Genomic DNA, 13,326 nt, shown 5'->3' with positions numbered 1-13,326 from the left:
TCGGCAAGGCCGGGGCTGGGCGTCCTGCCCAGCCCGTCCGACGCATGCGTCGGACCCATGCGGCTCAGGGCCCCGCAATCCCACCCCTACCAGCCCCCCCGACACCTGACAGGTGCTCACAGGAAAAGCGAAACACGGCGCCCAGCTTTCGCTCCTCGCTCTTCATTGGCCACCGGCCCACTGTCGAGGGAGGGGGTGTGTGGGTTCGCGGGACCCTGAGCGCCATGGATGGCGCGACGGAGCCTACACGGACGTACTTGCGGCGTGTCCCGCGAACCCACACACCCCCGCCCAGCCTGGAAGCAGACGGCAACGACCGCTTTCTGGCTTTGGCTTTTGGCTTTTGGCTTTTGACCTAAAAAAAGCAAAAAAAGGGCCCGGCAATGCCGGGCCCTCTTCTGAAACTGTACTACCAGAAGGATTAGTTCTGGACGTTCAGCTCGGTACGACGGTTCTTTGCACGACCTTCCGGGTTGTCCGAGCCATCCGGGTTGGTGTTCGGCGCAATCGGACGGCTCTCGCCGTAGCCGATCGGGCCCACCAGACGCGAAGCGGACACGCCGTTCTTGGTCAGGTAGTCATACACGGTGGTGGCGCGACGCTCCGACAGCTTCTGGTTGTAAGCGTCGGTACCCTTCGAGTCGGTGTGACCGGCAACTTCAACGCGCAGATCCGGGTAACGCTTCAGGATCTCGGTGGCTTCGCTCAGGATCGCCACGGCGTCCGGACGCAGGGTCGCCTTGTCGAAGTCGAAGTTCACACCCTTCAGATCGATCGAGACCGGGACCGGGCAACCGTCCGGACCGATGGTCTGACCCGGCTGCGAATCCGGGCACTTGTCGTCGCAATTGTTGACGCCGTCACCGTCGTCATCCAGGTCGGCGCAGCTCGGAGCAACCGGAGCCGGGGCAACCACAGCGGCGGTCGGAGCCGGGCCGAGCGGGATCACGACGCCGACCGAAGCCAGCACGTCGCCGAACCAGTCTTCCGACGGAGCGGCGATGCTCTGGTCGTCGAAGTCAGCGCGGTAGGCCACTTCGGCGCGGACAGCAACGCGCTTTTCGAAGGTGGTCTGCAGGCCGACGCCGAGCTTGGCGGCGAAGTTGCCGTCCTTGCGCTCACGCGGACCATTCAGGCTGTTGGCGGCGTACTCTTCTTCCGACTTCTGGTAGCCCAGACCCATCAGCAGGTACGGGTTCCAGCCACGGCCTTCAGAGATGAAGTGGCGACGCATGTCGACCGACACGCCGTACTGGCTCCAGTTCAGATCCTGGTTGGCATCGAAGTTCGGGTTCTGGTAGTTCAGCTCGCCGTCCAGCGACCAGTTGGGGCTGATGAACTTACCGAGGCCCAGGGTCACGAACGGAGCGTCGTTGGTCAGACGGTCGTTATCCTGGAAGTTGAAGCCGGCCGAACCGGTCAGGTACCAGCGGTCGTCAAAATCCTGCGCCGAAGCAGCCTGGGCGAAAGCCAGACCGCCCAGCAGCGCGGCAGTGAGGATCTTCTTGTTCATTGAGTACAGCTCCTATTTCGGGGGTATGAAACCGGTAGAGGCATGGGCCAGCACCTGCGTCGTTTTCAGACTGCCGATTCAGCACGCCACCGCAGCGAACATTATGCTCAGGAGGGTGAAGGTGATGTTAACAGTCACGTAACATGTGAAGACGACCGCCAGACCTCTACCGGCCCAGCTGGTGGCACCCTATACAGGTTGATGAAATTGCGCAAGACCCAGCAATGGCAAGGGGTCCGACCCGATTTTGCTATCCTTGGACTGCACCATCGCAGTATTCCGTGAAAAATCCGCACCTGCCTTGATTCAGCGCAAGAACAGCTTTGTTGGCGGACGTATGATGAGGAACGTCCTGCACCGGAGCTGCCATGAAAGCCGTGGGTTTGCGCCAGTACCTGCCGATCGACGACCCCGCCGCACTGCTTGATCTGACGCTGCCCGACCCCGGTCCGCCCTTTGGTTCGGATCTACGGGTGCGAATACAGGCCGTTTCCGTCAATCCCGTGGATACCAAACAGCGCGCGCCGCGTCCGGAACGCGAAGATCCCCCGCGCATTCTTGGCTACGACGCCGCCGGAACCGTCGAAGCCGTTGGCCCGGACGTAGTGGCTTTCGCGCCCGGCGACGAGGTGTATTACGCCGGCGATGTGACACGTACCGGCAGCAACGCGCAGTGGCACCTGGTGGATGAGCGACTGGTCGGACGCAAGCCGACCACGCTGGATTTCGCCGACGCCGCAGCGCTGCCGCTGACCACGCTGACTGCGTGGGAACTGCTGTTCCAGCGCATGCCATTGCAGTTTGATGACCGTCGCCATGCCGGCCAGGTGTTGTTGGTCATCGGCGGTGCCGGCGGCGTGGGTTCGATGGCGATCCAGCTGGCCCGGCATGCCGGCTTCACCGTGGTCGCCACGGCGTCGCGCACCGCGTCGGTGCAGTGGTGCCTGCAGATGGGCGCCCACCACGTGGTCGACCACCATCAGCCGTTGCCACCGCAGCTGCAGGCACTGGGCATCGCGCAGGTGCAGGTGGCGCTCAACCTGGCCGACACCGACCGCTACTGGGACGTGTTGGGCGAACTGCTGGCGCCCCAAGGCCATGTCGGCCTGATTGTCGAACCGCGCGACGCCTTGCGCATCGGCGATCCCTATAAAGCCAAGTGCATCGGCATCCACTGGGAATTCATGTTTGCGCGCGTGAAGTTCCGCACCGCGGACATGATCGAACAGCATCGCATCCTGAACCGCGTTGCAAGCCTGGTCGATGCGGGCGAACTGCGCAGCACACGCAGTACGCACCTTGGCCTGATCAACGCCGCCAACCTGCGCGAGGCCCACCGGCAACTGGAAAGCGGTGGCACGGTCGGCAAGCTGGTGCTGGCCGGCTGGTAGATGCCTGCGCCGGCGGCGCAGGTGTCGGCGGATATTGGCGTGTATCTGTATCTGTCCGGCGTGGCGGGCACAACCTACAGTCAAGGGCCCCTCCGGTGACACATGCCATGCCCACTTCACTTCCCCTGCGCCTGTTGCAACTGCTGCTTGGCCTGTTCCTGTACGGCATGGGCGCGGCGGTGATGATCCGTGCCGCGATCGGGGTGGCGCCGTGGGATGTGCTGTCGCAGGGCATCGCGTTGCAGACGCCGCTGTCGTTCGGCGTGGCCACCAACGTGATCGGCGCGCTGGTGCTGTTGCTGTGGTGGCCGATCCGGCAGAAGCCGGGGCTGGGCACGGTACTCAACGTCATGCTGATCGGCCCGAGCGCGCAGTTCGGCCTGTGGCTGCTGCCGGAGGTGCACGGGCTGGCGTGGCAGGTCCCGCTGTTCATCTGTGGCCTGCTGATGGTGGCCGTGGCCACCGGCCTGTACATCGGCGCACGTTTCGGCCCGGGCCCGCGCGACGGCCTGATGACCGGCCTGCATGCCCGCACCGGCTGGCCGATCTGGGTCGTCCGCAGCCTCATCGAGGGCACCGTCCTGCTGATCGGCTGGTGGCTGGGCGGCAACGTCGGCGTGGGCACCCTCGCCTTCGCGCTGCTGATCGGCCCACTCTGCGGCGTCACGCTGCCGCTGTTCGGCATCCGCAAGCCCGCCCCCGCCACCGTCGCGGCACCGTAAGCCGCGACCACAGCCGTGCCGACCAACGGTCGGCACCTACCCCATGCAGCGCGCGCGCCCCTCCGGAGAAAAGCCCCTTCTGTTGAAGGGGCGCGCCGATAGGCGGGGGTAGAGGAGGCATGCATCAGGGTCCAAGGTTCGCGCAGCGAACCTTGGAGCGAAGCGCGCAGGGCGCCGTGAAAGGGCCTTGCGCGCAAGACCCTTTCACGGCACCCTGCGCGCTTCCGTACGCAAGCGTATCGACATGTCGCCAGCCGCCGAATCCCCCGCCTACCCCCATCTGTTCGCCCCGCTGGACCTGGGCTTCACCCAGCTGCGCAACCGCGTCCTGATGGGTTCCATGCACACCGGCCTGGAGGACCGCGCGCGCGATTTCCCGCGCCTGGCCGCCTATTTCGCCGAGCGCGCGGCCGGCGGGGTCGGCCTGATCGTGACCGGCGGCTTCGCACCGAACTTGGTCGGCTGGCTCAAGCCGTTCGGCGGCAAGCTGTCCTGGCCGTGGGAGGTCCGCCCGCACCGCCAGGTGACCGCCGCGGTGCACGACAACGGCGGCAAGATCTGCCTGCAGCTGCTGCATGCCGGGCGCTATGCCTACCACCCCCTGTCGGTGGCCCCCAGCAAGCTGAAAGCGCCGATCAATCCGTTCACCCCGCGCGCGCTGAGCGCCGGTGGCGTTGAGCGCCACATCGCCGATTACGCGCGCAGTGCGCGGCTGGCGCGCGAGGCTGGCTACGACGGCGTTGAAGTGATGGGCTCGGAAGGCTATCTGATCAACGAGTTCATTGCCCCGCGCACCAACACGCGCACCGACCGCTGGGGCGGCGACGCGGCCCAGCGCATGCGCTTTGCGGTTGAAATCGTGCGCCGCATCCGCGAGGCCTGCGGCCCGGACTTCATCATCATCTACCGGCTGTCGCTGGTGGACCTGGTCGACGGCGGCAGCAACTGGGATGAAATCGTGCAGCAGGCCAAGGCGATCGAGGCGGCCGGCGCGACCTTGATCAACGCCGGCATCGGCTGGCACGAGGCGCGCATCCCCACCATCGCCACCTCGGTGCCGCGCGCGGCCTTCGCCGGAGTCACCGCCAAGCTCAAGCCGCATGTGCAGCTGCCGGTGATCGCCACCAACCGCATCAACATGCCCGACGTGGCCGAGCGCATCCTGGCCAGCGGCGGCGCGGACATGGTGTCGCTGGCGCGGCCGCTGCTGGCCGACCCGGAATGGGCCAACAAGGCCCGCGCCGGTCGCCCCGAAGCGATCAATACCTGCATTGCCTGCAACCAGGCCTGCCTGGACCACGTGTTCGAGAACAAGACCGCCAGCTGCCTGGTCAACCCGCGCGCCGTGCACGAAACCGAACTGGTGTACCGCCCGGTCACCGCCCCCAGGCGCGTGGCCGTGGTCGGCGCGGGTCCGGCCGGGCTGGCCTGCGCCACGGTCGCCGCCGAACGCGGCCACCAGGTGACCCTGTTCGACGCCGGCAGCGAGATCGGCGGCCAGTTCAACGTGGCCAAGCGCATTCCGGGCAAGGAAGAATTCCACGAGACCCTGCGCTACTTCCGCCACAAGCTGGAGCAGACCCGGGTCGAGGTGAAGCTGGACACCGTGGCCGATGTCGCCACGCTGGCCGGCTTTGACGAGGTCGTGGTGGCCACCGGCATCACCCCGCGTCGGGTCGACTTCCCCGGTGCCGACCACCCCAAGGTGGTCAACTATCTGGACGTGCTGCTGGGCCGGGTCCAGGCCGGGGCGCAGGTCGCCATCATCGGCGCCGGCGGCATCGGCTTCGACGTGGGCGAGTTCCTGGTCCATGACGGCCCCTCCAGCGCGCTCGATCCCGCCCGCTGGATGGCCGAATGGGGTGTGGACCCCAGTTTTGAAGCCCGCGGTGCGCTCGCCAAGCCCGCGCCCGAAGCACCGGCGCGCAAGGTCTGGCTGCTGCAGCGCAGCCCGGGCAAGCCCGGCGCGCGCCTGGGCAAGACCACCGGCTGGATCCACCGCGCCACGCTCAAGGCCAAGGGCGTGACGATGCTGGGCGGCGTGGAGTACCTGGGCGTGGACGATGCGGGCCTGCGCGTGCGCATCGAGGGCCAGGAACAGACCCTGCCGGTGGATCACGTGGTGGTCTGCGCCGGCCAGGAACCGCGCCGCGATCTGCACGCCGCGCTGCAGGCGGCCGGGATCAACGCGCACCTGATCGGGGGCGCGGACGTGGCCGCCGAACTGGATGCAAAGCGCGCGATCCACCAAGGCAGCCACCTCGCCGCGCAGCTCTGAAACCGGTCGCTGGCGACCTGAATACGGGTCCGGAAGCCCATTCCGGCCCGCGCCCCGAACCTGAATGTCAAGCTTTCGGGTTCAGGATGCATTGGGAAATGGCCCCCTATCGTGCGCCAACTTTCCCGCTCACCACCCAGTTCGAGTGAGCGCGCGGACCCCACGTCCTGTTCGGGTCCGCCCCCGGGCGACCCCGATGGTCGCCTCCCCATGACGCCAAGTCGTACCCCCGCCCCGTCCGCATGATCGGATGGACCAGCCAGGTGCGGCCTACACGGAGCAAGGAGATTTATGAAACTGGCCTGGATTCTCTGGCTGTCGCAGTTGTTGCCGCAGCCGGCCGCCGATTCGTTGTGCCTGAGCACGACCGTCTACCTCGAAGCGCGTGACCAGACCCTGCGCGGCCAGCAAGCCGTCGCCGAGGTGGCCCTGCGTCGTCTGGACAGCGGGCTGTGGGGCGACTCGATGTGCAAGGTGGTGACCGCGCGCAAGCAGTTCGCGCCGACCATCGTGGCCCCTGGCACCCAGCTGGGCAATGCAGACGCCTGGCAGGAAGCGATGACGGTGGCCTTCGATGCCGAGCGCAATTGGGCCCTGCCGGTGGGTGAACGCAAGGAGATCGTGCCCGGCGCAAGCCACTTCGCCGCCTTGTCGATTGCCAACCCGAGCTGGCGCAATGCCTACCAGGTGGCCACCATCGGTGACCACACGTTCTATCGCGTGCAGAAACTCAAGCCGCGCACGTCGTAACGGTCTGTTACGGCCATACCGTTGAGGATGCGGGGCCTGCTCTGGAATAGTGGGCAGCTGACCTTCCACCCATCCGTCAACGGAGTTCCCATGAAGCTGTACAGCAAGCCCGGTGCCTGCTCCACCGCCGACCACATCGCCCTGCAGTGGACCGGCCAGCCGTTCGAGGTGGAACTGCTCGACAAGGACACGCTGAAGGCGCCGGCATTCCTGAAGATCAACCCGGCCGGTTCGGTGCCTGCGGTGGTCGATGGCGATTTCATCCTGACCCAGAACGCGGCGATCATGGGCTACATCGCCGACACCTACCCGCAGGCCGGCCTGGCCGGTGACGGCAGCGCCCAGCAGCGCGCCGAAGCGACCCGGTGGCTGTCCTTCGTCAACTCGGACCTGCACCCGGCGTTCAAGCCGCTGTTCGGGCCGGGCAATTTCATCGAAGACGAGACCCAGCACGAAGCGCTCCGTGCCACCGCACGCAAGCGCCTGCGCGGCCTGTTCGAACGCGCCGACAAGCAGCTCGCCGACCGCCCGTGGCTGGCCGGCTTCCGCAGCTTCGCCGACCCGTATTTCTACATCACCCTGCGCTGGGCGGCCGGTGCCAAGATCGACCTGGGCGGCCTGGACAACATCGCCGCGTACAAGACCCGCATGGACGCCGATGCTGGCGTGCAGGCCACGCTGAAGGCCGAAGGCCTGAGCTGAGTCGTTCAACGCGGCATATATATAAGTAAAGCGCCCGGCACTGCCGGGCGTTTTTCTTTTGCGGTCACCCTGGGGTGGCTCTACCGGGTTACCCGACGGTGCGCACGACATTGCCCTGTGCGTCGCGCAGCTGGGTGGGCTCCACCCGGATCCGCAGGCGTCCGCCGGGCAGCGGGTAGACGCCCCGCTGGGCCTGCAGGTGGTCCTGCAAGGCACGCAGGGTGGCCGGGCTGAGCACGCAGCGCGCGGTGTCCGTCTCGATCTCCAGCTGGTCCACCTCGCCGGGCTCGAAGCGCCAGCTGCGCTGCGCGTTGAGCAAGGTCAGCGCGTGGCCGTGGTCCAACCGCAGCGGCAGCAGTTCGAGCACGCCCGGCACCTGGCCGGCGCCCAGCACCAGCTCCACGCTGTCGCCTTGGGCCTCCCAGTCCAGCGTTTCCAGGAACAGCAGGCCGGTGGCGGAGCCGTCGCGGGCACTGCCCGCCTCGACCTGCGCGGCCAGGGCCGGATCGGCCAGCAGCGAACCGCGCTGCAGGTCGGTGATCCACAGCGGCATGGCCGGCAACAGCGCATCCAGCACGCCCTGGGTGGACCAGCGGCGCACCGCCGCCATTTCCTCATCGGCCAGCCCGACCACCTGCAGGAAGCGCACGCGGCCGTTGGCGGTGTCGCGCGGCGGCAGCTGCGGATCCTCCACCAGCGCCAGGTGGCGCAGCACGGTGTCGGTGTCCAGCGCGATCGGACCGTTGGCGTCCAGGTGGTGGCCGGCCTCGAACACATTGCCGCTGCTGAAGACATAGCGCGCCAGGTTCTGCAGCAGGTTCATCGGCCACACCGGCGGCGCGTCGTCCGCGCCCTGCCCCGGCGCGGCGGCCAGGCGGAAGGTCAGCTCGAAGCCGTAGCCGCTGTCGGCTGCGTCGTCGCTCTGCTTGTCGTACAGCTCGGAGAAGCCATAGGTGACGTAATGCCAGTACGGGCGGGGCGATTCGGCCCAGTACACGCTGATCCCGTCGAGCGGGTCATTGCCGCCCAGGGTGTACGGCAGCGCCGTGCCGAAGTGTTTGGGTTCCTGCCCCGGGTACAACGCGGCCAGGGCCGCATTGATGGCATCCCAGCCGGGGGTGCCGTGGTCATCGTGCGTGGGGTCCATCGCGGTGCTCCTGCAGGTGTAGCCGGGCAAGGTAACGCCCCCGCGCGGCAACGACCACCCTGGCAGGCGCTGGCGATTCAGCCAGGCACGGGCTCGGCGCTCGCGTCGGGCTGCGGCTGCGTCGATGCGTCGAGCACTGCATGGGTGTCGCTCAACCAGCGGCTGGCCAACGCCGGGCTCTTGGCCTTGGCGACAGCGGCGGCCATGTCCGGCCACAGTTTTTCCAGCCCTGCCGCATCGGTGCAGCGCTCGATCTTGAGCTGCATGAAATAGCCCTTCAGGCCCAGATGGCGGCGCACCGATTCGCTCATCCAGTCGTACAGGCGCTTGTAAAGGTCCGGGTCCTGCTCGCGCCCGGCGGTGAGCGCGCGCGCGGCGGGCGGTGCGACGGCACCGCCGACAACCTCGATCAGTCCCATCTGCGCCAGCTGCGCGAGCGCGTCGTCCGGCGCGCGCAGGCCCGGCAACAAGGCGGTCAACGCATCGTCATCGCGCTGACCATCGACCATCAGCAGAATGGAGCGCAACGCCGGCGGCAGCCGACGTGCACGGTCTTCGATTTCCTGGCGGCCCGCGGCCGTCTTGCCATGGATGTAGGCCATGTACTTCCCCCTGTTGCGTGCTGCAGTGCCACGCCCGCCCTCCGGCCGTTGGCCGGTGCACGTGCGCCCCCTTGCGACCGTTGCAGGCGCAACGCCACGCCCGCGCCCCCGCGCGCCGTGTCCCCAGCGCGCGACGCCAGGCACTGGAGCCTGCAGCGGTCACGTCCGGAGCTTACCCGAGGCTGGCCGACACCGATAATGCGCTGCAACACGCGCCGGTCAGGCGTCCGCGCGGAACTGCAGGTAGCGGCGGATGGCACGGATGACCACCAGCAGCAGGACCGGCACCGCGATCACCTGGAGGATGTTCAGCGGCCGGGAATCCCCCAGGCATCGGCGATCAGATAGGTCGCGTAGCCCAGCAGGCAGCACCAGCCGATCGCCGTCACCAGCGCTTTGCTTACCCGCATCCTGTGTTCCATCGCCATGCCGTCCTCCATGGGGATCCGCACCGAGGCAGCCCCTTCCGGGGCCGCGCCTGCGCGTTTGTCCCATGCGACGCGAACGGTGCGCGTCAGTGCCCCAGCGCGCGCCGGATCTCATCCAATGCGGCCGGATCGTCCAGCGTGGACAGGTCCCCCGGATCACGCTCTTCGGCCAGCGCCTGCAGCGAGCGCCGCAGCAGCTTGCCCGAGCGGGTCTTGGGCAGCGCATTGACGATATGGATGTGCGCCGGCCGCGCCAGTGCGCCGAGCGAGTGGGTCACCCGCTGCATCATCTCGGTGATCACCGTGCTGCCATCGCCGTCCACTGCCTGGCGCAGGGTGACAAACACCAGCGGCACCTGGCCCTTGAGCTCGTCCTTGACCCCGATCACCGCCGCCTCGGCCACCAGCGGGTGGCCGGAGATGCACTCTTCGATCTCGCGCGTGCCCAGCCGGTGCCCGGCCACGTTGATCACATCGTCGGTGCGGCCGAGGATGAAGGTGTAGCCGTCGGCGTCGCGGATCGCCCAGTCCAGCGAGCTGTACAGCAGCTCCTTGAAGTGGCTGAAATAGCTCTGCAGGAACCGGTCGTCGTCCTTCCACACGGTGCTCATGCACCCCGGCGGCAACGGCGGGGTCATCACCAGCACGCCCTTCTGCCCGGGCGCCACTTCTTCCCCGGTGTTCTCGTCGATGACCTTCATCTTGTAGCCAAGGTTGGGGAACCCGGGCGAGCCGAAACGAACCGGTTTCATGTCCACCCCGGGCAACAACGTCAGTGCCGGCCAGCCGGTTTCGGTCTGCCAGTAGTTGTCGATGATCGGCTTGCCCAACGCGTCGTTGATCCAGTGCGCCGTGGGTTCGTCAAGCGGCTCACCGGCCAGGAACACGTACTTGAGCGCGTCCAGGTCGTGGCGCGTGATGAAGTCGGTGTCGTGCTTCTTCAGCACGCGTATGGCGGTGGGCGAGGAGAACAACGTGCGCACGTTGTACTGCTCGCACAACGCCCACCAGATCCCCGGGTCGGGGTTGGTCGGCAGGCCTTCGTAGAGCAGCGAAGTGCAGCCGCCGATCAGCGGGCCGTACACGTTGTAGGAATGGCCCACCGCCCAGCCCACGTCGGAGGTGGAGAACATCACCTGGCCCGGCTTGCAGTCGAACACGGTCTGCATCGACTGCGCCATCGCCACCGCGTAACCGCCCACGTCGCGCTGCACGCCCTTGGGCTTGCCGGTGGTGCCGGAGGTGTACAGCAGGTAGCTGGGCTCGCTGGATTCCAGCCAGACCACCGGCACGTCCTGGTCACCCACCTCGGCGCGCAGCGTGGCGTAGTCGACGTCGCGACCGGGCACCTTCGGTTCGGCCGGGTCCAGCCCGCGCGAGACGATCAGCACATGCGGCGGCGGCGAAGTGGCTTCGGCACAGGCCGCATCCACCATTGCCTTGTACGGAATCACCTTGCCACCGCGCTTGCCGGCATCGGCGGCGATCAGCAGCTTGGGTTCGGCATCGTCGATGCGCAGCGCCAGGTTGTGCGCGGCAAAGCCGCCGAACACGACCGAGTGGATTGCCCCGATGCGCGCGCACGCCAGCATCGCAAACACCGCCTCGGCCATGTTGGGCATGTAGATCACCACGCGGTCGCCACGGCCCACGTCCAGGCGCTGCAGCACGGCGGCGAACGCGTTCACCTCGCGATAGAGCTCGCGATAGGTGATCTCGCGGGTGATGTCGGTTTCGGTGGAGATGGCCACCAGTGCCAGCTGCTCCGGGCGGTCGACCAGGTGCCGGTCCACGGCGTTGTAGCAGAGGTTGGTTTCGCCGCCGACGAACCAGCGCCGGAACGGCGGGTTGCTGTAGTCGAGGATCTGTTCCGGCGCTTTATGCCAGTAGATGCGCTGGGCCTCTTCGGCCCAGAACGCCTCGGGTTCATCCACCGAACGCCGGTACATCGCTTCGTAACGCATGACAGCCCTCCCAGACAGAATCATGGGATCGAGCATAGTCCGATGGTGTCGGCCGGGCCGCCCGACCTTGGTCGTAGGCACGGCGTGTACCGGCCATGGTACGCGCCGTGCCCGCGTTCGCTACAGACGACGGGGGCGATCGGCCGGCGCGGGCAGACCCCTGGTGCAGTCCGGCCCCAGGCGCTTCAGCACCGCGTCGTATGGCACCAGATCGAGGAAGGCGACCACATCCACCGCACGGCCGTGCTGCATGCGCATGATCCACGCATAGTCGTTGCGGTAAGGCAGCCCGTCGACAGCGGTGGCCTGGCCATGCCAGTGCACGATGACGTGGTTGCCGTCCGCCCAGACCTGGTGGGATACGGGCCGCACCGGCGCCAACAGGCAGGCGATGAACGGGCGCACCGCGCGCTGCTCGAACGCATCGCGCCCTTCAAAGCGCCCTGCACTGGGGCCAGAGCCGGCGATGGTCCAGACCACCGCCGGGTCCAGCACCTGCGTGAAAAAGCCGTCCTGGCCGGCGCTCCAGCGTTCGAACGCATCGCTGACCAGGCGACGATTGTGCTCACTGACCGTCGCGGGGTTGTTTTCAGACGGCGTGCCGGCGGCGCTCAAGGGCAAGGCCAGTGCCAGCAGGAGCAGGATCCACGTCGTTGCGCCCACGATCATTGCCGCCCCCGGATATGCGCACCACCGGTGACCAGTTGTCGCGCCATCGGCCGGGACATGAAGCGTGCCGGGAAGATCGGCGCCGGTGCGCTGGCGTCCTCCAGCCGCTGCAGGTGATCCTGGCCGAGCACCACCGCCAGCGCGCCGATGTTGTCCTCGGCCTGGGCCAGCGTACGCGCGCCCATGACCGGCGACACCACGGCCGGATTGTGCAGGGTCCAGGCCAGCGCCACCTGCGAACGGCTGACGCCGAGTTCGGCGGCAACCTCGCCGACCACCGCGGCGATATCCAGCGCGCGCCCGTTGAGGTGCCCGGTCGACGCGATCACGCCCTTGCGCGTGGGCGAGACATCGGCGGCGTTGTCTTCGACCAGATCGGCACGGGTGTACTTGCCGGTCAGGATGCCGCCGCCCAGCGGCGACCAGGGCAGCACGCCCAGGCCCAGTGCGGCCGCCATCGGCATCAGTTCGTGCTCGACCGTGCGCTCGAGCAGGCTGTACTCGATCTGCAGCGCCACCAGGGGCGACCAGCCGCGCAGGTCGGCCAGTGTCTGCATCTGTGCCACGCGCCAGGCTGGCGTGTTGCAGATGCCCAGATAGAGCACCTTGCCAGCGCGCACCAGGTCGTCCAGCGCACGCATCACCTCCTCCACCGCGGTGGTGAAGTCCCAGGCGTGCAGGTACAGCAGGTCGATCCGGTCGGTCGCCAATTGGCGCAGGCTGGTTTCCACCGAACGCACCAGGTTGAGGCGATGGTTGCCGCCGGCATTGGGGTTGCCCGGGTCACGCGACATGGTGAACTTGGTCGCCAGCACGACGCGCTCGCGCTTCTGCCGGAGCAGCCCGCCGAGGATCCGCTCGGCGGCGCCGTTGGTGTAGTTCACCGCGGTGTCGATGAAGTTGCCGCCACGCTCGACATAGGTGTCGAAGATCCGTGCGGACTCGGCGTCGTCGGCGCCCCAGCCCCAGTCCGAGCCAAAGGTCATGGTGCCCAACGAGAGCGGCGATACGCGCAGCCCGGAGCGGCCGAGCAGACGATAGTGGTCCAGTGCCTGGGGAGCGTTCATGGTTTGGGGTGTCCTTTGGAGGCGGGAATGCGGCATGTATCTTCCCGCCCCCCGCACCTGACGCCGGTAGCCCGCTTGTGCGCGATGCTTGCC

At 67.5% G+C, this 13,326-nt stretch carries 11 protein-coding genes; 5 read left to right on the top strand and 6 right to left on the bottom strand.

The features are described 5' to 3' along the window. Positions 1 to 421 precede the first annotated feature (421 nt). Positions 422 to 1,513 (bottom strand): OmpA family protein, encoded by a 1,092-nt coding sequence (locus GQ674_RS02745; protein WP_159495872.1) that lies wholly within the window; start codon positions 1,511 to 1,513, stop codon positions 422 to 424. 368 nt (positions 1,514 to 1,881) lie between these two features. Between GQ674_RS02745 and GQ674_RS02740 the strand changes: the two genes are divergently transcribed. The 5 genes from GQ674_RS02740 (at position 1,882) to GQ674_RS02720 (ending at position 7,356) form a co-directional block, all read left to right on the top strand. Beyond that, on the top strand, positions 1,882 to 2,904 hold the full coding sequence (locus GQ674_RS02740; RefSeq protein WP_159495871.1) for a zinc-binding alcohol dehydrogenase family protein: 1,023 nt from the start codon (positions 1,882 to 1,884) through the stop codon (positions 2,902 to 2,904). Positions 2,905 to 3,011: 107 nt separating this feature from the next. Beyond that, complete coding sequence (locus GQ674_RS02735) at positions 3,012 to 3,626, top strand: hypothetical protein (RefSeq protein WP_159495870.1); 615 nt, start codon at positions 3,012 to 3,014, stop codon at positions 3,624 to 3,626. Between the two features lie 244 nt (positions 3,627 to 3,870). Further along, entirely contained in the window at positions 3,871 to 5,904 is a 2,034-nt protein-coding gene (locus GQ674_RS02730; RefSeq protein WP_159495869.1) for an NADPH-dependent 2,4-dienoyl-CoA reductase, read from the top strand. A gap of 291 nt (positions 5,905 to 6,195) precedes the next feature. Beyond that, entirely contained in the window at positions 6,196 to 6,654 is a 459-nt protein-coding gene (locus GQ674_RS02725) for a cell wall hydrolase (RefSeq protein WP_159495868.1), read from the top strand. Positions 6,655 to 6,744: 90 nt separating this feature from the next. Continuing rightward, the gene (locus GQ674_RS02720) at positions 6,745 to 7,356 is read left to right on the top strand and encodes a glutathione S-transferase N-terminal domain-containing protein (RefSeq protein ID WP_159495867.1); all 612 of its coding nucleotides are present in this window, start codon (positions 6,745 to 6,747) and stop codon (positions 7,354 to 7,356) included. Between the two features lie 88 nt (positions 7,357 to 7,444). Here GQ674_RS02720 and GQ674_RS02715 read toward each other — a convergent pair whose 3' ends face one another. The 5 genes from GQ674_RS02715 to GQ674_RS02695 form a co-directional block, all read right to left on the bottom strand. Next, on the bottom strand, positions 7,445 to 8,503 hold the full coding sequence (locus GQ674_RS02715) for a suppressor of fused domain protein (protein ID WP_159495866.1): 1,059 nt from the start codon (positions 8,501 to 8,503) through the stop codon (positions 7,445 to 7,447). 77 nt (positions 8,504 to 8,580) lie between these two features. After that, the gene (locus GQ674_RS02710) at positions 8,581 to 9,105 is read right to left on the bottom strand and encodes a hypothetical protein (protein WP_159495865.1); all 525 of its coding nucleotides are present in this window, start codon (positions 9,103 to 9,105) and stop codon (positions 8,581 to 8,583) included. A 514-nt stretch (positions 9,106 to 9,619) separates the two neighbouring features. Continuing rightward, entirely contained in the window at positions 9,620 to 11,497 is a 1,878-nt protein-coding gene (gene prpE, locus GQ674_RS02705) for a propionate--CoA ligase (RefSeq protein ID WP_159495864.1), read from the bottom strand. Between the two features lie 120 nt (positions 11,498 to 11,617). Next, entirely contained in the window at positions 11,618 to 12,166 is a 549-nt protein-coding gene (locus GQ674_RS02700; RefSeq protein ID WP_159495863.1) for a nuclear transport factor 2 family protein, read from the bottom strand. Beyond that, positions 12,163 to 13,233, bottom strand: coding sequence for an aldo/keto reductase (locus GQ674_RS02695; protein WP_159495862.1), 1,071 nt, complete (start codon positions 13,231 to 13,233; stop codon positions 12,163 to 12,165). Before GQ674_RS02695 ends, GQ674_RS02700 begins: the two co-directional genes overlap by 4 nt. Positions 13,234 to 13,326: the final 93 nt, after the last annotated feature.

The sequence above is a fragment of the Stenotrophomonas sp. 364 genome (assembly GCF_009832905.1).
Classification (GTDB): Bacteria; Pseudomonadota; Gammaproteobacteria; order Xanthomonadales; family Xanthomonadaceae; genus Stenotrophomonas; species Stenotrophomonas maltophilia_AP.
Note: the sequence above shows the minus strand (reverse complement) of the source record. Positions and strands in the feature narration are given on the sequence as shown.